Source organism: Streptomyces sp. NPDC006372 (assembly GCF_040612515.1).
Lineage (GTDB): Bacteria > Actinomycetota > Actinomycetes > Streptomycetales > Streptomycetaceae > Streptomyces.
In genome coordinates, this window is sequence record NZ_JBEXQJ010000006.1 from 226,483 (window position 1) to 247,340 (window position 20,858).

20 protein-coding genes are annotated in these 20,858 nt (G+C 66.7%); 8 read left to right on the forward strand and 12 right to left on the reverse strand.

All coding sequences use genetic code 11. The features are described from left to right. Positions 1-27: 27 nt before the first annotated feature. The 4 genes from ABZ016_RS13815 to ABZ016_RS13830 all read right to left on the reverse strand — a co-directional run bounded on the left by ABZ016_RS13815 (position 28) and on the right by ABZ016_RS13830 (position 4,039). Entirely contained in the window at positions 28-810 is a 783-nt protein-coding gene (locus ABZ016_RS13815; protein ID WP_356916780.1) for an ABC transporter permease, read from the reverse strand. Further along, positions 797-1,588: an ABC transporter permease gene (locus ABZ016_RS13820; protein WP_356916781.1), complete on the reverse strand. Its 792-nt coding sequence runs from the start codon at positions 1,586-1,588 to the stop codon at positions 797-799. Before ABZ016_RS13820 ends, ABZ016_RS13815 begins: the two co-directional genes overlap by 14 nt. Beyond that, positions 1,585-2,541, reverse strand: coding sequence for an ABC transporter ATP-binding protein (locus ABZ016_RS13825; protein ID WP_356916782.1), 957 nt, complete (start codon positions 2,539-2,541; stop codon positions 1,585-1,587). The genes ABZ016_RS13820 and ABZ016_RS13825 overlap by 4 nt, the downstream gene beginning before the upstream one ends. 112 nt (positions 2,542-2,653) lie before the next feature. Then, positions 2,654-4,039 (reverse strand): PfaD family polyunsaturated fatty acid/polyketide biosynthesis protein, encoded by a 1,386-nt coding sequence (locus tag ABZ016_RS13830; protein ID WP_356916783.1) that lies wholly within the window; start codon positions 4,037-4,039, stop codon positions 2,654-2,656. A 130-nt stretch (positions 4,040-4,169) separates the two neighbouring features. On the opposite strand from ABZ016_RS13830, the gene ABZ016_RS13835 reads away from it, so the two are divergent. From ABZ016_RS13835 to ABZ016_RS13855, 5 genes are all read left to right on the forward strand, one after another. Beyond that, positions 4,170-5,234, forward strand: a complete 1,065-nt coding sequence (locus ABZ016_RS13835; protein ID WP_356916784.1) for a serine hydrolase domain-containing protein — start codon at positions 4,170-4,172, stop codon at positions 5,232-5,234. Then, the gene (locus ABZ016_RS13840; protein WP_356916785.1) at positions 5,231-5,536 is read left to right on the forward strand and encodes an acyl carrier protein; all 306 of its coding nucleotides are present in this window, start codon (positions 5,231-5,233) and stop codon (positions 5,534-5,536) included. The genes ABZ016_RS13835 and ABZ016_RS13840 overlap by 4 nt, the downstream gene beginning before the upstream one ends. Then, positions 5,536-6,294, forward strand: coding sequence for an alpha/beta fold hydrolase (locus tag ABZ016_RS13845; protein WP_356916786.1), 759 nt, complete (start codon positions 5,536-5,538; stop codon positions 6,292-6,294). The genes ABZ016_RS13840 and ABZ016_RS13845 overlap by 1 nt, the downstream gene beginning before the upstream one ends. A gap of 7 nt (positions 6,295-6,301) precedes the next feature. Next, entirely contained in the window at positions 6,302-7,714 is a 1,413-nt protein-coding gene (locus tag ABZ016_RS13850; RefSeq protein WP_356916787.1) for a helix-turn-helix domain-containing protein, read from the forward strand. 1,524 nt (positions 7,715-9,238) lie between these two features. Further along, positions 9,239-9,910 (forward strand): alanine--tRNA ligase-related protein, encoded by a 672-nt coding sequence (locus ABZ016_RS13855; protein WP_356916788.1) that lies wholly within the window; start codon positions 9,239-9,241, stop codon positions 9,908-9,910. Positions 9,911-10,507: 597 nt separating this feature from the next. Here the strand turns inward: ABZ016_RS13855 and istB are convergent. Both istB and istA read right to left on the reverse strand, forming a co-directional pair. Then, positions 10,508-11,278, reverse strand: a complete 771-nt coding sequence (istB, locus tag ABZ016_RS13860) for an IS21-like element helper ATPase IstB (RefSeq protein ID WP_356916789.1) — start codon at positions 11,276-11,278, stop codon at positions 10,508-10,510. After that, the gene (gene istA / locus ABZ016_RS13865; RefSeq protein ID WP_356916790.1) at positions 11,275-12,687 is read right to left on the reverse strand and encodes an IS21 family transposase; all 1,413 of its coding nucleotides are present in this window, start codon (positions 12,685-12,687) and stop codon (positions 11,275-11,277) included. Before istA ends, istB begins: the two co-directional genes overlap by 4 nt. A gap of 746 nt (positions 12,688-13,433) precedes the next feature. On the opposite strand from istA, the gene ABZ016_RS13870 reads away from it, so the two are divergent. Then, a complete protein-coding gene (locus ABZ016_RS13870) occupies positions 13,434-13,733 on the forward strand; it encodes a hypothetical protein (RefSeq protein ID WP_356916791.1) in 300 nt (99 codons plus the stop codon). 498 nt (positions 13,734-14,231) lie between these two features. Here ABZ016_RS13870 and ABZ016_RS13875 read toward each other — a convergent pair whose 3' ends face one another. The 6 genes from ABZ016_RS13875 to ABZ016_RS13900 all read right to left on the reverse strand — a co-directional run bounded on the left by ABZ016_RS13875 (position 14,232) and on the right by ABZ016_RS13900 (position 19,735). Further along, positions 14,232-16,031 carry an alpha/beta fold hydrolase gene (locus ABZ016_RS13875; protein ID WP_356916792.1) on the reverse strand — a complete coding sequence of 600 codons (1,800 nt, stop codon included), beginning with the start codon at positions 16,029-16,031 and terminating at the stop codon, positions 14,232-14,234. Further along, positions 16,028-16,462, reverse strand: coding sequence for a hypothetical protein (locus tag ABZ016_RS13880; RefSeq protein WP_356916793.1), 435 nt, complete (start codon positions 16,460-16,462; stop codon positions 16,028-16,030). The genes ABZ016_RS13875 and ABZ016_RS13880 overlap by 4 nt, the downstream gene beginning before the upstream one ends. A gap of 82 nt (positions 16,463-16,544) precedes the next feature. Continuing rightward, on the reverse strand, positions 16,545-17,150 hold the full coding sequence (locus ABZ016_RS13885; protein ID WP_356916794.1) for a Tat pathway signal protein: 606 nt from the start codon (positions 17,148-17,150) through the stop codon (positions 16,545-16,547). A 223-nt stretch (positions 17,151-17,373) separates the two neighbouring features. After that, complete coding sequence (locus tag ABZ016_RS13890; RefSeq protein WP_356916795.1) at positions 17,374-18,363, reverse strand: hypothetical protein; 990 nt, start codon at positions 18,361-18,363, stop codon at positions 17,374-17,376. 338 nt (positions 18,364-18,701) lie between these two features. Further along, on the reverse strand, positions 18,702-19,499 hold the full coding sequence (locus tag ABZ016_RS13895; RefSeq protein ID WP_356916796.1) for a hypothetical protein: 798 nt from the start codon (positions 19,497-19,499) through the stop codon (positions 18,702-18,704). Further along, on the reverse strand, positions 19,496-19,735 hold the full coding sequence (locus ABZ016_RS13900) for a hypothetical protein (RefSeq protein ID WP_356916797.1): 240 nt from the start codon (positions 19,733-19,735) through the stop codon (positions 19,496-19,498). The genes ABZ016_RS13895 and ABZ016_RS13900 overlap by 4 nt, the downstream gene beginning before the upstream one ends. Positions 19,736-19,788: 53 nt before the next feature. On the opposite strand from ABZ016_RS13900, the gene ABZ016_RS13905 reads away from it, so the two are divergent. Then, a complete protein-coding gene (locus ABZ016_RS13905; protein ID WP_356916798.1) occupies positions 19,789-20,175 on the forward strand; it encodes a hypothetical protein in 387 nt (128 codons plus the stop codon). 497 nt (positions 20,176-20,672) lie between these two features. Then, a partial coding sequence (locus ABZ016_RS13910; RefSeq protein ID WP_356916799.1) for a hypothetical protein occupies positions 20,673-20,858 on the forward strand: 186 nt, incomplete at its 3' end.

A 20,858-nucleotide genomic window follows, 5' to 3' on the forward strand; every position in this document is an offset into this window, starting at 1 on the left:
CGGATCTGAGGCGATGTGCGGCCACGGTCAGGCGAAGTCGTCGAAACCCTGCCGGTGCGCCCTGCGCACCTGGACCGAGACGATGAGGCCAGCCAGGAGCAGCCACGCACCGCCGACGGCCAGCTCGAGGCCAAGCTCACCGAGCCAGGGCTGTCCTTCCAATCCGGCCCGGACGGCAAGGAGCCCGTGCCGGGCGGGGAGCACGGAGCCGATCGCGTCAACCCAGGGCATGCGGCCCTCGGGGATCAGCACCCCGCTGGCGAGCAGGATCAGGTACGCGAGCAGGTTGCCCATGAAGGCGTCGGCCCGCCGACCCACGGCCATGGCCGCGCCGGCGAGCCCGGCTGCCGAAGTGGTCCAGGCCATAAGCAGGTACACCGGAAGCCAAGGCAGGAGCGGAAGGATCATGTCGGTGTTGCCGGTGAGTGGGGCCACGAGGAGCAGAGAGATCACGGCGTAAAAGAAGCCCAGAGCGGTGTAGGGCAGCGACCGCAGCACAAAAATGAGGAAGGGCGGTAGGACCCCCGACCGCACCCGGTGGAACGTGCCGGACCACTTGTCAAGCATCGGCACGTCCATGACACCAATGGCGCCGGACAAGGTCAGGATGACTGCCAGCGATCCGGTGAATGAGTAAGAGGAGTCGGCCAGGCCGACCACGGTGCCGAGCAGCGTGAAAAAGAGGCATTGCAAAATGGCCCGGGGCAGCATTGCGGTCAGGACGATCTTGGGTGGGTTCTCGACACGGAACTCCCACCAGCCGAACCGCGCCACGGCGCCGAGGCGCCACAGGACATCAGACGAGCTCAAGGGTGCCCTCCCTGCGGGCGTGGTCGATGACTCGGGCGAAGGCCTTGACGGCCAAAAGGAAGTAGACAGTCGTCAGTGCGACCAGCCAGATGAGGGCCTGCCAGGAGACCGTGCCGGCGGCGGCGTTGGTAAGGAACTCTCGCGCCCAGCGCAGGCTGATGAGTGACGGCAGCCAGTGCAGGAATCCGGGAAGCAGATCTGGAGGGACGAGCAGACCGCCCAGGATGAACACCGGATACATGAGTGCTGCCGAGACCTGCAGTCCGTACCGGGTCAGCAGCAGGATGCAGGCAAGCAGCATGCCGAGCGCTGCGCCGGAGCAGACGGAGGCGAGAAGGCCGAGGAGCATCCACCCGGGCCTATCGGCGGTCACCGGAGCCCGACTCATCAGCAAGGTCACGGCGACTGAGCAACTGATAACCAGCAGCGCCCGTGCGGTTGCCCCCAGGCACTTGCCGAGGAGGACTAGGAATCCCGGACGGAGGCTGGTGACGCTGCGGGCAAGCGTGCCGGAACGGAGCTCGCCGCGCAGGATGCCGCCTGCTATCCAGACGGTAGAAGCCCATAGCGTGGTCAGCAGCACTCCCACGGTCCAGCCGGTGAGGACCTCCGGGGCTTCGTCGGTGTGGGCGCCCACTGTGACCAGGATGAGGACGACAGGTTGGACTACGCCGATGACTAGGCCGAGTTCGTTGCCTTTCATAGCCTTTACCTGCATCCGGGCACAGGTCCACAGCACCCACAGGGCGTCGAGGGTGCGTATCGCAATGCCGGTCACGCGGCGGCTCCGTCGAACTCGAAGCGGGCGTAGGCGTCTTCCAGACGGAGTGGGGCGACGTCCACGTCGAGGACGTTGCCGGCGTCCACGAGGGAGCTGAGCCGGCCGAGGGACTCGCCTCCCCAGTCGCGGACCTTGAGCCGGGCGGTCCACACCATTCCGTCGGAGGTGATGTCGTCGAGGGAAATCGACTCGTCGTCCGGCCGCGGTTCCGGGGCGCTGCCACGGCCGCGCACTGTGACCACCGCCGTATACCCGGCTGTCTTGGCGAACTCCGGCACGGTCATGTCGCCGATAGTGCGACCGCCGGCAAGGACCACCACGCGGTCGGCGAGGCGCTCGACGTCCAGGAGGTAGTGACTGGTGAGGAGTACCGAGGTGCCCTCATCGCGGAGGGCGGCGACGGCTCCCCGGACGCGTTCGGCCTCGGCCGGGTCGAGGCCGACCGTGGGCTCGTCGAGCAGCAGCAGTCGGGGACGGGCGATGAGTCCGATGGCGAGGTGGAGACGCTGGCGCATGCCCTTGGAATACGTCTCCACTGCGCGGTCGGCCGCGTGTCCCAGGCCGGAGGAGTCCAGTGCCTCGGCCACCCGGTCGGCGAGCCCACGGCGTGAGTGCCCGGCGAGGACCGCGAAGAATGAAAGGTTTTCGCGACCGGTCAGTCGGCCGTAGAGGCCCTTGTCCCCGCCGAACACGGCGACGGTTGCGGCTCGGGAGGCGGCGGTTTCGCGGACCACGTCGTGACCGAAAACTCTGACTGTGCCGCTGCTGGGCAGTAGGAGCGTTGCGATGATCCGGGTCAGGGTGGTCTTTCCGGCGCCGTTTCCGCCGAGCAGGCCCACCACCTCACCCGGCGCGACGTCGAACGACACATCGCGCAAGGCTGTCACTTCGTCTCCGCGGTCGCGGAAGACCCGGCCCACACCGTCTACCTCCAGGCTTGGTCGGTTCATCAGGGATCCTCTTTCGAGAGGGGGCAGGCGGTTGCCATTCCCGTTGATTGACTATGAACTTTACAGAGTAGTCAAGGTGAGAGTCAATATTGTCCCCACCGAGTAGGCTGGTTCACATTGACCCGACTGTCAGGTCGGCGTGGCCGGACCACTGCCGCAGACGCTCCTCGAGCACGGTGGCGGCGCCGCCCATGAGGGCGTCGGCCACTCGATTGGCGTGGCGGTTTCGCCACTCCTCCAGCGCCGTACCAGCCACGAATCGGTTGAACGCCCCCATCGCAGGGCCGCAGTGGATCTGGAAGTCGGTCAGGCCTTCCTGATCTCCGGCCAGGGCGGCTCGGGTGGTGCGGATGAACCACCAGCGAAACACCATGGCCATCCGCAAACGGGGATTCTGATCGGCCCGGACCGCAGCATCGGGTCTCGTCAGCAGAGCATGCGCACGCGCCTCTGCCCATATGTCGTCGAACGACCGTCCGAACCAACTGTCCTGGAGCGTGCGTGCCGTGCGCTCGTCGAGACCGTCGAGAGAGCCATACCGGCGGTAGAGCTCGTACAACTTGTTCGCCCGAGGGGCGAAGAGGGATCCAGCACGGGCGACTTGGACCTTGGATCCGAGCTCGAAGAGGTCGGGGGAGGGCGCGTACGCCGTGCCCTCTGTGTCCAGCGCGGCGAGTAGATCCTTGACCGCATCTGACGTGCCGGCCTGGGGGGTGCACTGGTTCACCGAACCGGTCACAACGAAGTCGGCGCCCGCAGTGAACGCAGCGGCTATCGACTCGGGAGAACCGAGACCACCCGCCGTCCCAACCCTGATCCGCCGGGCGTAGCCGTGGCGGTGCATGGCCTCGTCCCGGCGGCGGGCGATCTCGGGGAAGAGGACGAGCGGATTGCGTGCATCGGTATGGCCACCAGAGTCCCCTTCGGCGCACACGTCGCTCGCGATGGGCAGCTTGCTGGCCGCTTCCATCTCCTTGGCGGTGAGCAGTCCGCGTGCCACCAGGCCGTTGAGCACGTCCTGCGACGGTGGTGACATGAAGGCTTCCGCGAGGCGCGGGCTAGACAGCTTCACCATAAGCAGGTTGTGCGCGGCCGGCCGGCCCTCATCGTTCAGGTAGGCACCCGAGGCGCGGTAGCGGACGAGTGCAGGCGTGACCTCAGTGAACGCGGCGGCCTCGACGTGGCGGACGCCCAGTGCAAGGTAGGTCGACACGGCTTGGTCCTCCCGCTCGGGAAGAGTGGGCGAAGCAAGGAGATTGGCGCCGATCACCGCGTCCCCCCCCAACTCCTCGCGGAGCCGGAGAACCGTCCGTCGGATTTCGTTGACAGGTAGTCCGCCAGTGCCGAGGAAGGCCATGAGCCCGTGGCGGGCCATGCAGCTCACCAGCTCTGCTGAAGAGATACCTCGGTACATGGAGCCAGCCGCATACGCGTAACGCGTCCGGTAGTCGCTCCGGAACTCGGCAGAACCAAGATCGGATGGTGAAATGATGAGCATCGCACACACCTTTCGCTCACAGATCTTTACAGATGTCATGACTAGGAGACAATATGAGAGTCAACTTACTCTGTCGCGAGCGGTGCGATGGGCTCGCCAAGGCGGGCGGGCCATCGCTGGGAGGACGAACATGCAGGCCGTAAAAAGCGCGCACCAGCGCGCTCTGGCATCCGTGGAGTCGGGTGCTCACCTGGGCATTCAGCTCCATGTCTCATGGCAGGGCGAGGTTCTGCTGGACGAGGCATACGGCGAGTCCGCCCCGGGCGCTCCACTTACTGCGGACGATGCAGTGCCTTGGGTCTGCTGCACCAAGCTGCTGGGAGCGCTGGCCATGGGTCAGCTGATGGAAACCACGGGGACGAGTCCAGACACTCCGGTATCCGCACTAGTCCCGGCCTTCACCGGGTTCGGCAAACAGACCGCCACCATCGCGCATCTGATGTCCCACGCCATTCCATTCGACACGGCGACCACGACCATGCCCTTCGGCCGGCTCACCCATGAGGAGGCCCTAGAGGCGGTGGCCACGTTCCAACTGTCCGGCGCACCCGGGACGGGCGGCTGGTACAGCCCGATGGAGACGTGGGTCGTTGTCGCGGCGATGGTGCGGCAGCTATCTGGCCTGCCGTTCGACGAATACGTGCAACGGCACATCCTCGATCCGCTCGGCATGGAGCAGACCGTCTTCGGCGCTGTTCGGGCCGAGGCCCTCGCGGACCACCGCATCACCCTGCACGACCGAGCGGAGGGAAACTTCGTCCCCAGCACCAAACTGCCCGACGCGATCCTGGAGCCGGGGCTGCCCGGCACCGGCGCGCACGGTCCGGCTCGTGAACTCGCCCGCCTGGCATCGCCGGAATCCTGGCGCGATCAGCTCGGACTCAGCGACCCGACGGCCCGCACTCTCACCCAACACCACCGGACGGGCCTGGTGGACACCAACTTCGGTGACCTCGACCTCGACTGGGGCCTGGGCATGTGCACCGACCGAGCCTGGTTCGGAGCCCCCCGCGGGGCGCGTGTGGCGGGCCACACCGCCTACGGCATGGGCATGGTGATGGCTGACCTCGAAGAACAGCTGACCGTCTCCTTCCTGAGCACGAGCATCGTCCCCCAGGACGGCGCCGGTCGGCTGGAGAATCACATCGTGCGCGACCTCTGCACAGCGGTACGCCAGGAGCGTGACCGGGCATGAGCACTAACAGCCACCACACACACGCCGAATCGGCTCACAACGAGGTGCTGCGACGCATCGCCGATCACGTACGCGCGGAGCTGGACCTCGGACCCCGCACCGCGATCGCCGACACCGAGTTGCACGAGGCCGACCTCTTCGACCTCGGCCTCACCTCACGGACCGCCCTCGCCCTGCTCGCCTGGACGAAAGAAGAGTTCGGCGCCACGATCAGTCTGCGCACCCTGATCGGCGACCCCTACATACGAGTGCTAGCCGAGGAGATCGCCGAGGCAACCATCGGTGGAGAGCCGGGTGCCTGATGACTGCTCCTCTCATTTCCGGCACGAAGTGGCTGGGAAGTCCGATGCGGCAGGATCAGGGCCTGACGCGCCTGTTCTGCTTCCCGTTCGCGGGCGGCGGCCCCTCCGCCTTCCGGTCGTGGTTGCCGTACCTGGAAAATGAGGTGGAGCTGCTACCAGTCCACCTGCCGGGCAGGGAGCGGCGACGGCAAGAGGCACCCATAGTGGACGCCGATGCCCTGGCCACTGCCGCGGCCGAAGCGATCGCGCCGTGGGTGCGCTCCCCGTACGCGATGTATGGGCACAGCATGGGTGCATTGCTCGCCCACCGGGTGGTACGCAACCTGCTGGCTGACGGCCATCCCGCACCTGAGCGTGTCTTTGTCGCGGCGCGCCGCGCTCCACACCTGCCGCCAGATTCGCCGCTCGTGCACGAGTTGCCGCGCAAACAACTCGTGGAGCGGCTGCGGGACATGGGCGGCACCCCGTCGGAGCTGCTGGACGATGACCATTTTCTCGACACGGTCGAGCCTCTGATCCGGGCCGACTTTCGGGTAAGCGAGCTCGCACGGCTCATGCCTGCGGACGATCCCTTGCCAGTATCTGTGGTGGCCCTGGGCGGCCTGTCGGACGCGCATGTCAGCAGAGCTTCGCTACGAGAGTGGCACCGACACACTAGCGGCACATTCACACTGCACACCGTCACCGGCGGTCACTTCTTCCACACAGAGAACGCACATGCGGTCACCAGGCTGGTCGTCAGGGAGTTGTATGGTTAATGACTGCATGGCTGACAAGCCAGAAGACAAAGAGTTAATATCGCCCAAAAGACCGGGAGTGGATAGGATGACAAAAACAGAAGGGCAGCTATCCCTCGGCGATACGATCCGTCACCTCCGGCGGCAACGAGGCATTTCCCAGGCGGAGCTGGCCGGCGAGGGCATCTCTCCCAGCTACGTGTCCCTCGTTGAGGCGGGCAAACGCACGCCGTCCCGCGAGGTGCTGGTCAAAATCGCCTCCCGACTCGGTTGCGACGAGTCCGATCTGCTGTCACACCTCGAAGAGCCGCAGAGCGAGGAACTGGACCTCGAACTGGGGTACGCCGAGCTCATGCTTGCCGACGGTAAGGTCGACCACGCCCTGGAGCGCTTCTCCGTCCTCGTCGAGCGCAGCAGCCGCGAGGGTCAGGAAGCACAGAGGGGCGTCGCCCTCTGGGGCCTCGCCCGATCTATGGAGCGAGCGGCCAGACTCGAAGAGGCGGTCCGTCTGTACGAACAGCTGGCGGCGCAGTCCGCGGCTCACGAACACGTGGACCGTATCGCCGTCCTCATTGCTGTGTGCCGCTGCTACCGCGAGCTGGGTGACCTGGGCCGGGCGATCGACGTCGGTGAGCAGGCACTCACCGCACTCCAGGAGCTGGACCTGCTGTCAACCCCCGAAGGCATCGAGCTGGTCTCCACCGTCGTGGGCCTCTACAGCGAGCGCGGGGACATGCACAGGGCGGGTTACCTGGCCGAACTGGCCGTAGAGCGAGCATCGGTTGTCAACAACCGCAAGGCTCTCGGCGCCGCCTATTGGAACGCGAGCATGGTCGCGTACGAGTCGGGCCGAACCCCTGATGCGCTGCGCCTGGTCCAGCGCGCACTGGCTCTCTATAGCGAGGACAACAACGAACGGGCCCTGGCCCGACTGCGCATCGCGCAGGCTGCAGTGTTGCTCCAGGCAGACCCTCCACAGCCGAAGGAGGCCAAGGCGTTGCTGCTCGACGCACTCGACGCGCTCCAGCGCATGGGCGGCAGCATCGACATGGCTTACGCGCGCACTGAATTGGGCCGCGCGGCGCTGCTACTAGGACATCCTGAGGAGGCTCAGGTCGAAGCAGAGCAGGCGCTCGAGGACCTAGGCACCGGGCATCGGCTGGAAGCCGCACGGGCCACCCTGATCGTGGCCATGGCACGTAGCCAGCAGGGAGATGAGGGAGGTGCACGTGAAACATACGAGCGCGCCGCCCTCATGCTGGAGGCATCGGGCGCGAGCCGCCAAGCGGCGCGTGCCTGGAGTGAACTGGCCGAGTTCCTCGACGCGCGGGGCGACACCGAACGCGCCGTGTACGCATACCGCCAGGGAATGAGGTGTCTGGGGCATCGTCCGGCCGCCGGCACGGAAAGGTTGTCCCAGATGGCGCGTCAGGGCGAGTGAGCACGCACCCGACGGCAATGACATGACTAGCGCTCCGCGGAAGCGGAACGCCGTGACTCCGATGCTCCTGGCAGATGGCCGGTTCCCCGAGACCGCTCGCGCTTGCCAGGGGCATCGCCGTCTCTGGCCACGTTGCCGATCGTGATGACGAAGGCGACGGCGAAGGGGGATGTGCCTCAGCAGCAGCCCGGGAATCCCGGCTCGGGCGCCGAAGCGGCTGCAGCGATGACGGACTCTCCGGAAGCGGCGTTGGAAATTCCACTTACACCGAAGCCGAAGATCAGGGCGTGAGTGGCGATCAGAAACGCGACGAAGTGAGAGCGACGCATGTGTATCCCCCAGAAGTAAGTGATTGCGATGAGGTGTCTGGGGCATCGTCCGGCCGCCGGCACGGAAAGGTTGTCCCAGATGGCGCGTCAGGGCGAGTGAGCACGCACCCGACGGCAATGACATGACTAGCGCTCCGCGGAAGCGGAACGCCGTGACTCCGATGCTCCTGGCAGATGGCCGGTTCCCCGAGACCGCTCGCGCTTGCCAGGGGCATCGCCGTCTCTGGCCACGTTGCCGATCGTGATGACGAAGGCGACGGCGAAGGGGGATGTGCCTCAGCAGCAGCCCGGGAATCCCGGCTCGGGCGCCGAAGCGGCTGCAGCGATGACGGACTCTCCGGAAGCGGCGTTGGAAATTCCACTTACACCGAAGCCGAAGATCAGGGCGTGAGTGGCGATCAGAAACGCGACGAAGTGAGAGCGACGCATGTGTATCCCCCGGAAGGTTTCTCGGAATGAGTGAGGTAATCATGCGCATCTTGACAAGCCGAGTCAATGATCATCTTGACTAAATCTGATGGTGTTTGTGCTGGTTTGGTACGCTATTTTGGCGAAAATTTACAGGCTGAGTCAACGCCTCTCGGCTTGTTATTGACAGGTATGACTGCGGGCAGTCATGTCTGTCATAATCCCTGTCATGATCCTTCGCTCTGGCCGATCACTGGATGCCGTCATTGGTCACCTTGTAGATGTTGGACATGCCTTCGTTCCCCCGGGACCCGTCGTGGGGGCAGCCGAGGAGACCCAACTCGCACATCCCTATCGATGGTGGAACTGGCCTCAGTTCTCCGGACGGTCACACGGAGGCTTGGTGGTCACCTACCAGTGGTGCGTGTTTCCCGCCGGCCGAACGCCCTTCGGCTCAGCCCACCCTGGAGGAGCCGAACTAGTGCTAGCCGCCATCTCCACCGCTCACCAGGGACACGTACGAGCCATCGGCAATCTTCTCGGCGCTCTTGCCGCCAGTGGTGTCAGTGAACGGCACGCCGCGGTCGTGATCGAAGGCTCTGACGAGCAGTCGGCGTGGGTGTCGGGGCTTAAGCGCTCTCTCTCAGTGTTGGAGCTACCTGCCGAGGTCGTGCGATCCGCTGACCGGACTCGCCCCGTTCTGCTCCGCCTGGTTTTCGACAGTGGCCCCCCGTGTTCCGCACAGTGCGGACCGGCTTGCGTCTGCGGCCGCTACGTCCAGCTCGGCGTGGCGAGCATCTCGAATCCGAGTGCCGAGCAGATCGGCTACCTTCTCCAAATGGACGGCCTGGCATCAACAGTGAACGCCACCCGCACCGGATACGCGGGCATGCCGCTGCCGAGCCTCGCCGGCCTGCAGGCGTGGCTCGATATGCGACTCCACAGCACAACCCCACAAGTAGCCAGGCCCACCGAGACATGGTTGCGATCCGTTGCGACGGAGTCGAGGACGCTGGCTCTGCTCATGGGCAGCGGCATAACCCCGCGCGGACGCGGCACCGGGCACGTGGTGCGCCGCGTCCTCAGAGAATGCGGGGGGCGCCTGCTGAGCGCGGGAGTTCCCGCGGAAGCGATGACGGCTTCCATATCGCAGGCGGCGTCTATGTTCGCAGGCCAAGGCGGATTTCCTCGCTACCGTGAGGAGATCACGGATCAAGTGCGCGAGGAGCAGGCCCGCTTCACCCGGGCAGTCGAACGCGCTCACCGCCGCTACCGCCACCTGGCGGCAGGCGCTCCCGGCATGATCTCCCCGCAGCAATCCGTAAGGCTGCTTACCGAATACGGGCTGCCGCTCAGCCTGCTGGCCCACTGGGCCGCTGCCGACAGACACGGAATAGCCACAGAACAGCTTGCTCAGCTCATGGAGGAACAGACTCTGAAATCTCTCGAGCACAAGTGAGAAGCCGGGGTCGCCCTCTGGACACCGGAGGTGGTCGGCTGAACGATCAGCCAGGACCTCCAGGACGGAGCGCCTGAGCTCCCGCACCTGGCCGCGCGCCGTCGCCGTGCCCGCCGCCTCGAGGTCGCGCCCGCGGCCGTTCCACTCCGCCCGGGAGGCCGTCCGCGTCCTGGAGCAGGAGACCGGTGTCGACACGGTGGAGCAGACCCGCCGGACCCTCGAGGCCGCCGCCCCCAGGCTCCAGGACGGCATCCAGGAGCGCGCCGTCGCCCACGGCCCCCCAGCCCGCCCCGGCGCCGGCCCCGCCGCCGCACACCCAGCAGCCTGGCACCCAGCACACGCCGGGCCGGACCATAGGAGGAGTCGCGTGAGCACCCCGGAAGAACAACCCAGCCTTGATGACGCCCTCGCCCGCGCAGCCGCCAAGGCCATATCCGCCGCGCTCGACGAGGACCAGGAGCCCGAGTCCGATGGGCCCTGGGATGGCAGCCGATCTGGAAGCGGCCCTGGAAGCCGAAGTCGAAGGCGGACAAGACGAAGCGGTGTCGGCGTACGAGGTTTTCTCCCCAGGTGCGTACGGGCGAACGTCCCCAGCTGTTAGGCCACGTCCATCTCGCGCTCGATTGCCTGGATGCGGTTCTTGAGTCGGTAGCTCGGGCCGTTGATCGAGACCACGTCGCAGTGGTGCAGGAGACGGTCGAGGATTGCGGTGGCGAGGACCTCGTCGCCGAAGACCTGGCCCCACTCGCTGAAGGTCTTGTTCGAGGTCAGGATGATGGAGCCCTTCTCGTAGCGCTTGGAGATCACCTGGAAGACGAGGTTCGCCTCTGCTCGCTCCAGGGGCTGATAGCCGACCTCGTCGACCACGAGGACGCTCGGCCGCAGGTAGGTGGTGAGTTTGGTGGTCAGTCGACCGGCGGCTTCGGCGGCTTTGAGTTGGCGGACCATGTCGTCGAGGCTGGTGAAGTAGATCGAGTAGCCCGCGCGGCAGGCCGCGACGGCCAGGGCGACGGCGATATGCGTCTTTCCGACCCCCGGCGGACCCAGCAGAGCGGCGTTGGCCTTGGCCTCGACGAAGGAGAGGGTGGCGAGGTCTTTGACCTTGCGTGGGTCGAGTTCGGGCTGGAAGGAGAAGTCGTATTCGTCGAGCGTCTTGTGGTGCGGCAGCTTGGAGAGCCGCAGGCCGTTGCGGAAGCGGCGGTCGTCGCGGACGGCGAGTTCCTCGGAGAGGACCAGGTCGAGGAAGTCGAGGTAGCCGAGCTTGCCTTCGTCGGCCCGACGGATGTACTCGTTGATGGTTTCTGCCAGGTGGGGCAGGCCGAGCTTGCCGGCCGTGGTGCGGATGCGGTTGCCGGTCAGCTCGCTCAAGACGACTCCTTCGTTGACGACTTGGTGGTGAAGGGCCGGGTCCCGGTCAGTTCGTCATAGACCGACAAGGGACGGCGTCCGACCTCGATCTGGGTGGCCGCGGCCCGGTTCAGCAGGGCCTGCAGCGAACCGACCTGCCCGCCGGATGCGGGCTCGCGACGCCGCGGCGGTGGCCCGTCGCCGGTGGTGGTGCGGCGGTTCTTCCCGGTCGGCAGGCCGTCCCAGTGCTCGTCCTGTTTGATGACCGTGCCGCGGCCGACCGCCCGGGGATGGGCGGCCAGAAGGGTCTCGCCGCTGGCGTCGGGGGTGGTCGCGTGCAGCATGACCTGGGACTTCGTCGCCCGGATCTCGACCAGCTGACGCGGGCGGACCTTGCGGGCGGGCACCGAGTAGAGGTTCCCGCCGAACGCGACCAGGTAGTCCTTGCCGACCGGCCGCAGATGCCGCTCTGCCACCAGATACGGGGTCTGCGGCAGCGGCCTGAGGGCAGCGTGATCACGGGCGGCCCGGATGCCGATGACCTCCCGGTGCGTCTTGTGGATCTGGTCCCGGCGGCGGGGCACCCAGGCCGCGAACGCGGCGTCCATCTCGTCGATGGAGGAGAACGCCCGCCCGGACAGCACGTGATCGCGGACGATGAGGACCTGCCGCTCGACGCGGCCCTTGCCCTGGGGCCGGTAGGCGGCCAGGACGTCGATGTCGAAGTCGTAGTGGCCCGCGAACCCGACCGCTTCCGGATGAAGCGGAACCGCCTCGCCCGGGGCGACGTGCCGACGCACGACGGTCTTGGTCCGGTCATAGACGATCGTCATCGGAACCCCGCCGAAGTGCGCGAATGCCCGACGGTGGCAGTCGAAGAACGTCTGCAGATCCTGGCTCGTGGTGAAGCAGCAGAACGGGTCGCGCGAGTACGACAAGGTCATGTGGAACGAGTAGACCTTCGGAATGCCCATGTGGGCGAGGATCTTGCCCTCGTCGCCCCAGTCGACCTGGGCCTGGGCCCCGGGGATGACTTCGAAGCGGCGGTGCAGACCCGCCAACTCCTTGGGGCTGATGCCGAGTTCCTCCGCGACCCTGGGCCGGGCCTGCTGAACATAGAGCTTGACGCGCTGGTAGTTGCCGGTGAACCCGTACTGGTCGACCAGCCGCTCGTGGATCACCGACGCCTTCATCAGGATCTCGGCCCGCAGCATCGAGTCGACCAGCGGCGCGAACTCGTCGATCACCCTGGGCACCAGCTTGCCGGCCGCCGAACGACGCGGCGGCGTCGAGGGCCCCGACAGGTACTTGCGGACCGTCTTGCGGTCCAGCCCCGTCTCCCGGGCAATCTCCGACAGGCTCATCGCCCCGGACTCCAACAGGCCCCGTAACCGTCGCAGTTCGGCCCACCGACCCGGATCCAAGACCATCGCCGACCACCCCCTGCCGCAGCACACTGACTACGCAGCAGAGTGCCGACCAGCCGCACTCAACACGTCAGGAACTGGCCGCGTTCGCCCGTACGTGGGTGGGGACGTTCAGGTGTACGCCGACAAGCGGCGATGCACGACATCGGGTGGCCTCCACCCTGTGGGCTCCACCGAGTGGACTCCACTCCGGTGCGCCGAATGACGATGCACGCCACAGTGGTGCGCACCGCGATGTCCGCCACCGCATCCGGCGGCGCACCACCCGACGATGCCCGGCACTCTTGCGCGCGCCCGGTGCGCCGCACACGATGTCCTGCGCCGCACCGGTGCGCCCACCGCCGACCGACCCCTTGACCAGGCCCGCCACCGAGGACGTTTCCCCTTGACACAGCCCCCTTTCGGCTGGCGATCAGGTCGTGGTCAAGGGGGCGTGTGATAGGGAGCCCGCCCAGCCGTGGCGCGCGCCCGGGGTGCGGTGCGGCGATGCCGATGGAACGCGGATGCTCACCCCACAGGCGCGCCGAGCCTGGCGTACCCACGCGCGCTACTGGCCAGACGACCGCCGTCCGTCGCAGCGAGAACGTCCGCGCCATCGTTGAGCAACTCGCCCACCCCTCAGCCACCTTCAAGCAACGGCGCGCCGCCCAGCTCGTCCTCGGGAAGGCGAGCGGACGGGCCGGATCGACATCGACACACTGACTGCGGTCCTCACCCAGTTGTACTCGCCCTGGCCCGTCCAGCCCGGCATGCCGAGGATCGACAGCGAACAGTCCGCCGGCTCCGGCACGAGGAGATCGACGAAAACCGAGCTCGACCGAGTGCGCGCCGTCTACAGACCGATGTGGGCCGACTACCGGGCCCGTCGGCCCGCCATGGCGAGCATCGGCGCCGGAGAGTTCGCGGCTTACTTCGCAGAGCCCGACACCATGGAGGGCCGCGCGATCGAGGCGGTAGATGCCTTTGTGGCAACGCTTGCCGGCGAACTCGGGCTGATCGAAGCCGCCTCCCATGCCGCAGAGACGGCTCGCCTCAGACTGGCGCGCTGACGGCCCAAGGCCGGTCGCCGACCAGTTGGTCCACAGCTGTCCTCTGACATCGAAGTTGGATTGTTTGTCACCGAAGTTGGACTGATTACAGTGACGGTTCGCGGCGAACTCTCGCTCCCACTGTGCGCATTGTCGGCGAACGACGGTCAGCCCATTACGACGTCATAAGTTCAAGATCAGCAGGCGGGCCGCCGGATGGTGGCGACCCCGCCCGTCTTCTCTGCCAGGACACGCTCAGTGGGTTACCAGCCGAAGGTGTATCCATCGCCGTTGCACGAGCTGCAGACGCCGTCGCCTCCGCACTTGTCGCAGTCTCGCGGGAAAGGGAAGCCGTCGACCTTGCCGGTGCCCTTGCACTTTCGGCACTCGCCCTTCTTGTCGGGGCATGACTTGCATCGGGCCATGAGAGTTCTCCTTTTCATCTTGAATGTGACAGCCGTAGTCGCCGCGGGGTGTCCACTTGTCGTCGCCCGGGTCCAGCCGTGCCACGGAGAGGACCTACAGCAATTCGTCTGCCGGCTCGAAGTAGGGAAGGGAGGGTTTGGTTACAACAGCGCTGCCTCCCCATCGGACGCGATGTGTCTCGGTTCCTCCTGAGGGGCAACAGGTGGGATCGGTGTCCTTGAAGATCGGTCGGGTGAGTGTGGCTTCCGTGCCGTTCTGCGAGGCGAGGCGGAGCTGACTGGCTCCGGTCGCCTGGCCCACGTACCTGTTGCCGTAGAAGATGAACACGCTGACGCAGTTGCCGTTGGCGCTGCCTACGCAGGAGGCTTGGACGGCGCGTAGCGGGCCGGTCATGCGGGTGATCTCCTGTGCGGTGACAGTGGTGCTGAAGTTGTGCCGCTGGATGAGCCGCAGGGCCGCGGCGCCGTCGATGGTGGTCATGGTCGGTTGTTGGGCTGTGGCCGGGCAGCCGGTGAACTCGAGTAGCCGGGCGGGGGGTTTCATGCCTCGGAGTCGGCCGCAGTCACGGACCCAGTCCGGGTCGTGGTCGTCCTCCATGACCGGCACAAGGTGGGTGGCTAGTTTGAGTCGGCCGGCCGTGCGGGTGAAGACCGTGATGATCACGGAGTCAGTGGCGGGAGTGTCTCCCCAGATGACGGCTGACCAGCCGGGGTAGCACTTGCTGTCTCCGAGGTGGACTTCGGAGGGCGCTTGCAAGGTGCGGGTGACTGCCGTCTTCAGTTCCGCGCGGGTGGGGCACGGGTTCGTGTCGGCGGGCTTGACGGGTTGTGTGCCCCGGAGGCGTTCGATCTGTTTGATCACCGTCGCCATGACGACGGGATCGGTCTTGATGTTCATGTGGTTGCAGCCGCTCCCGAGAACCTCCAGGCCGCTCGAGCGGCAGGTGAGGACCTGCGGCTTGCCGGTCCGGTTCGCGTACGCGGTGGCGGAGTCGAGGGTGACGGCGATGTCCCCGAGTCCCACTTCGGGCGGCGGGCCGACGTCGAAGGGCTCCTTGGGCAGGACGAACCTGATATCGCCCGCGATCGCCCGGACAGGCAGTTCCCTGGGCCAGGGGGGCAGTTTGCTGATCTCGTCCGAGCGGTACCTGAGCGCGCGGCCCTGGGGCGCTTTGAGCGCGCTGACGAACGAGCAGATGTTTTCATCGTGCGTGAGGCTGTATCCCGCACAGAAGCTCCAGATGGCTTCGGCAGCCAGGCCGGCGGGCTTGTTGATCAGTCCGACAACGTCCGGAAAGGCTTGGGCGAGCATGATGGATTTGGAGCCGAGCGTCGGCGTGCCGATGGTGATGACCTCGGCGATGTTCTGCCCCGTCTTGCTGTCGGACCGGCCGTCGGAGCGTGAGGCTGCGTACTGGGTGGCGAGGCCGCCCATGGAGTGGCCGATGACGACGACCTTGTGTTTGGTGGTGCGGGCCAGGCAGTTGATGGCGTTGGCGAGCCCCGGGCCGATGCGGTTGTCGGTCACCCATTCCGGCTGGGCCGCGGAGTAGTCGTAGGTCCACGCCGTGACGCGGGGCAGTTGGGCGAGTCTCGCGGGAAAGGATCCCTTGCCCGGCCGGTACGTCTCGCCAGCCTTCTGAGCCTTGTCAGCCAGGTGCACCCCCTCCGGTTCGTTCCAGGTGTCGGCTCCGGAGGCGATGCCGTGGACGAAGAGGACCGGCGTGCTGTTGGCCACCGGCCCACGTGGTTCGACCTGCACGACCTTGCCGCCCGTGGAACAGGGGCCAGGGGCCGCGGCCGCGGTAGCGGGCAACACCGTACCGAGGTCGAGGAGGGTCAGCAGGGTGACGCACAGGGCGAGGATGCGCGCCTGGATCGAATGTCCTGTCACTTGACGACCTCCACCACTGTGATGCGCCATCCGGTGCTCCGCTTGGCGAACCCGATGAGGATGTGCTGTGCGGGTTTCCCGGGTTTCGTCAGGGTGGCCTGTGCGTTGGCGTAGCCGTTGTCCTCGTGCCAGCTGTCCTTTCTCAGGTCGATGCGGGTTCCTTCGGGGAGAAGACGGCCAGTGGCCAGGGATTGATCCAGTTCGGGGGTCAGTGCCGCCCGCTGGGTGGCGGCGTCGCTGGAGGCGAGGTCCTGGGCGACGTCGGCTGCTTGGGCGGGCAGGGGGCCACCCGGCTTGTACGGCAGTGCGGAAGCGCCCGGTGGCTTGCCGCTGTCCGGTGGACGTGGTGGCTGGTCGTCGCGGAGGGCCAGGTAGCCGATTCCGAAGGCGGCCACCAGGGCCAGACCGAGGATCAGGAGTGTTTTTCGCATGGCTTCATATCTCCGTGGAAAGTCAGGCGTACGAGGGACACGTCGGCGGGGAAGCGGAGTGTCTCGGTGTGGTGTGCTGTGGTCAGTACCGGTTGACCGGGCCCCAGCCGCTGGCATGTGAGGTGAGGCGGGTCTTGATGTAGTAGGTCGGGCTCAGACCGCCTCCGTTGGGGCGGCCTCCCAGGCCATCAGGAAGGTGCCGTGTGCTCACGGCGGGGCTGTAGGCCCGGAAGATCTCGCCGGCGCCCGTCAGGCAGTTGTTCGTGAGGAGGTCATAGCTCGTGCGGGCCAGCGCTCGGTAGGTGCGCTGTGCGTGGGCGATGCTGCCGCTCGCGGTTGTCTGGCATCGGTAGAACTCGTACTTCGAGGGGGCGAGGATGCTGCCTTTCGCAGTCAGGTCTCGCCAGGTGCCCCCGGCGATGCGAGCGCCCATGGCGAGGGGCTGCTTCATGGTCGGCCCTTGGAAGGTTCCCCAGATGTAGTGGTCGGCGCGGCCGGTGTCCTTGACGGCCCAGCCGGCGTGTCCGGCCCCGCCCGCGCTGTCGGTGTCGAGGAAGAAGCACACCTGTCCTCGTCCGGCGGCGTGGGCTTGAGGGGTTGCCAGGGTGGTCGGGAGGAGGGCGAGCGAGAGGGATACCAGGGCTGCGCCGAGGCGGGATGCAGATGTCCTCGTGGGCTTTGCGGGCATGCGGGCAGGCATGAGCGACCTTTCGGTGGTGGTGGGATGACCGCGATGCGGGGCGTCGCTGCGCGTTCAAGCGCTGCGGCCTGCGATCTGTCACCACCGTAGGACGCTTTGGGGGTGTGTCTGTGCAGGTTGGCGTGGTGAGCTCTGGCGTGAGCACAGGTGACCAAGATCGTTAAGAGAGGGGTGGGGCGTCAGATTCGTCTGCTTCGCCCCACAGCCCGGATCAGTCGAGCAGGCCCATCCGGCATGCCCTGACCACCAGTTGAGTGCGGGTGCTCACCTCGAACTCGCGGCAGAGGTCCTTGATGCGGCGCCGTGCGGTCGACGGCGATACGCCGAGGCGCCGCGCGATGGCCTCGTCCTTCACCTCGTCGGCGAGCAGCGCGATGAGCTCGCGATGCTTCTCCATCAGGTCACGGGGGGTCTGGTGATCAGGAACGGCAAGCGGCGCGGCTCCGCGCCAGTGACGGGTGAAGAGATCGGCAGCGGCCGCGACTGCCCCCGGTGTTCGGACGACCATGATCCCTGCCTGGTTGTCGGCGGGGTCGAGAGCGGTGGCGACGTACTCGTCGTCGACGATGAACACCCAGACGGGGAGGGTGGGCACGGTGCGGATCTCGACACCGGCCGCTGCCATCGTGTGGGCGCCGTCCACCAGGCTGGGTAGGATGTCGATGCTCTCTAGGAGCAGGAGCTGCACGTGTGTGCCACGTCGGGCGGTGAAGGCCGCGAGCTCGCTGATCGCTGTGTAGTCGGAGGTCTCCCCCACACCCGGGGCGGCGCCGGCGGCGGCCATGCACTGTACCGACGTCGACGCCGTGGCCGCGATTCGCTCCAGAAACGACCAGGCCCCGGCGGCTCCACGGTGTACCTCCGCCTCGGCAAGGGAGGAGACCCTCTCCGCGCCGATCTCGGCGGCCAGCTCATCGACCGCCGCACGGCCCAGCTCGAGCTCCTTCTGCTGACGCGCCAGACGCAGTTCGGCGCGTTCCAACAACGGATGACAGGCCAGGACCGGATGGACGGCACGCAGTTCTCCCTCTGCGGTCCCGGCGAGCAAGCCCAGCGACAAGAGCCGCTCTGCGACAAGACTGGCCTCCTGCGCGGAGAGGCCCACCGAGTCACCGACACACTCGGCGGTCGACGTCGGCCGTGTCAGAAAGCGGCGGTAGAACTCCGACTCAACAGCTCCCAGGCCCAACCCCGCCAACATGGTCTTTCCTTTTTCCTCGCTCGCCAGACGAGCCGGCGGCCGCACCACGTGGCGGCTTGCACGGCCTGTTCCGGCATCGGTGTGAAGCTCACCGATTCTGCCCGATCTCTGCGGTACTGAAGTCACAGAAATCAGCCATGTGACGCGGCATCACACGTATGGTCCGGGACGCCTATGAGAGTGCGACTCTTTCTGCCGTTCTGCACGCTGTTGATCAAGTGCCGCCTTCGACGGCGAACGAGGGCTGATCCCCGCGCAAGCTCCTGTTGTGCCGCCTTCGTCGCGACAGGACTGACCATCAACCCTTGACCCCGGAAGGCGACATCACGAGTTGAAGCTCAGTAGGCGGTGGCGGTGAGCTTTTCCTTCTTGCGCCGGTAGGCACGTTTTGCTCGGCAGGAGTTTGAGCAGGTCAGCCGGATCTGTCCCGTGGAACTCCAGGTGAGTGGCGTCCCGCAGACGACGCAGCAGTCCGGTTGGATGCCCCGAGGGATGTCCGCGGCTGGCTGGGGCAGGGGTGGGAGGCCGCGATCGATGCGTCGGGTGGTGTAGGCCCAACGGGCGCAGCGCTTCGAGCAGTAGATCTTGGTGGTGGGGCCGGAGAGGAGAGGGGCCTCGCATGCCTGGCAGTTCTTGGCACGGATCTGCGGCGGGCGCGCTGCGGTCATCCGCCTGCGGTAGGTGGCTTGTCGGCATGCCGGTGAACAGTACTGACGCGGCTGCCGATGGTAGGACAGCCCCCTGCCGCAGCCCTGACAGTTGGTGATCCGTATGGTTTTCAGCGGCTTGGGGTGGCGCTTGCGGTAGCTCTTCTGGCGGCAGGCACGGGAGCATCGCCGACGCTTGGTGAGGTAGTCCCCGATCGGCAGGGGCCTGCCGCACTCGACGCACTGCTTCCGTTCGAGGACTTCTTGCAGGAGGGCAGGGTCGCGGCCGGTGATCGCGGCCAGGCGTTCCCAGGACGGGGTCTTCTTCGGGGAATCGGGGTCGCGCAGGTAGGCGCGTAGGTAGCTGGGCCGGAGGAAGTTCGCGGTGGCCAGACGTTCGATGAACGCGGTGCGTCCCTCGCCTGCTCGGGGGCGGGGCTGCAAGGGGAGCTGCCTGATCGGGGTGGTGCTGAGGGGCGTCCTGGTCACCACTTGTCCCTCGCGTCGGCCAGCAGCCGTGGGGACTGGGCGGCGACGTCGAGCGGGACGGCCTCCAGGCTGTCCTGGGTGATCTCTTCGGTGCCGGTGAGGACCGCGTCGATCGCGGCTCCGCGGATCTGGTGGGAGAGCGCGCCGATCATGCCGCCGGTCCGTTTGTGCAGGAGGCGATCGAGCTTGACCAGCGTGCCGGGAGCGTGGCGGTGCAGCAGCAGTGTCCTCTCCATGGTGCTGACCAGCCCTTTCCACTCCTGGCCGTAGGGGAAGGGGTTTCACCCCTGTGCCGGAGGTTTCCTCGCTGGCGGAGCTGAACGAGATGGTCGAACAGTGGGACCTGCACGACGGCCGCCGCAGGATCGGCTCGCGGCCGCGGACTATCGACGAGTACTTCGCTGTCGAACAGCCTCTGCTGCTGCCGCTGCCGGATGAGCCGTTCGAGACCGGGCGGGTATTCACCCCCAGGGTCGACCGCTACAGCCAGATCACCGTCCGCACCAACCGATACTCGGTGCCCGTCCCACTCCACAAGAGGCAGGGACGTCACCCGAAAGTGAGTAACAGAAGGCTGGTTGCGGAGCGCTCGAGCGCTGGCCTGAAGGGCCAGCACCCGGAACGCCCGGTAGAGGCCAACACTTCACCCTCTTCCTCGCCGAGCAGGCAGACCTAGACGCCGCAGCGTCCTGTTTCAGGCCTTCCTTGATCACCGAATGTGCTGCTGTGCGGACCGGTTGTCAGTGCCTGCTGTCACCATGGGCGGTCCGGTCGCTTCGAGGGGGAGGCATCTATGCCTTGGGTACGCCCGTATGTGCGCTCTGATGGGACACCGGTTCGCGGACATTCACGGTGGGCCCCGGGCGCCAGACGAGAGATGACGATCTTCGCCGGGTTCGCGTTAGCCGTGATGGCGTTAGGCAACAGCAACACCCCGGCGGGGAGCGGAGACGCGGCTCCGCGACCCCAGCCGACCGTGCAGTATCCGATCCGTTTCGACAACGCCCCGCCGCCGCGGATCGTGCAGCCGCGGCCCACGGTGTCGTACCCCATCCGGTTCCCTGAGGCCGAGGGGACCCGGTGACGCGTCGGCGGCCGCCAGCACGGCGGCGTCCCCGGCGCCCGAGCAAGCGGCAGCAACAAAAGGACGCTCAGCTGATCGCCTTCGCTGTGGTGGCGGCAGCGGTCATCGGCCTGGTCGTGATGGTGGTCAACTGGCTGCTGGCGCACTGGTGGGTGCTCATCGTCGCCCTGGTGCTCGCCGTGCTCGCCGTGCTCGCCGTGCTCGCCGTGCTCGCCGTGCTCGCCGTGCTCGCCGTGCTCGCCGTGCTCGCCGTGCTCGCCGTGCTCGCCGTGCTC

Bases quoted from the DNA above. Each gene is read 5' to 3' on its own strand.
- ABZ016_RS13850 (WP_356916787.1), top strand. From the start codon at position 6,302: ATGGCTGACAAGCCAGAAGACAAAGAGTTAATATCGCCCAAAAGACCG.
- ABZ016_RS13845 (WP_356916786.1), top strand. From the start codon at position 5,536: ATGACTGCTCCTCTCATTTCCGGCACGAAGTGGCTGGGAAGTCCGATG.
- ABZ016_RS13835 (WP_356916784.1), top strand. From the start codon at position 4,170: ATGCAGGCCGTAAAAAGCGCGCACCAGCGCGCTCTGGCATCCGTGGAG.
- istA (WP_356916790.1), bottom strand. From the start codon at position 12,687: ATGGTCTTGGATCCGGGTCGGTGGGCCGAACTGCGACGGTTACGGGGC.
- ABZ016_RS13880 (WP_356916793.1), bottom strand. From the start codon at position 16,462: ATGCGAAAAACACTCCTGATCCTCGGTCTGGCCCTGGTGGCCGCCTTC.
- ABZ016_RS13830 (WP_356916783.1), bottom strand. From the start codon at position 4,039: ATGCTCATCATTTCACCATCCGATCTTGGTTCTGCCGAGTTCCGGAGC.
- ABZ016_RS13840 (WP_356916785.1), top strand. From the start codon at position 5,231: ATGAGCACTAACAGCCACCACACACACGCCGAATCGGCTCACAACGAG.
- ABZ016_RS13885 (WP_356916794.1), bottom strand. From the start codon at position 17,150: ATGCCCGCAAAGCCCACGAGGACATCTGCATCCCGCCTCGGCGCAGCC.
- ABZ016_RS13900 (WP_356916797.1), bottom strand. From the start codon at position 19,735: ATGGAGAGGACACTGCTGCTGCACCGCCACGCTCCCGGCACGCTGGTC.
- ABZ016_RS13890 (WP_356916795.1), bottom strand. From the start codon at position 18,363: ATGTTGGCGGGGTTGGGCCTGGGAGCTGTTGAGTCGGAGTTCTACCGC.
- ABZ016_RS13825 (WP_356916782.1), bottom strand. From the start codon at position 2,541: ATGAACCGACCAAGCCTGGAGGTAGACGGTGTGGGCCGGGTCTTCCGC.
- ABZ016_RS13870 (WP_356916791.1), top strand. From the start codon at position 13,434: ATGCCGAGGATCGACAGCGAACAGTCCGCCGGCTCCGGCACGAGGAGA.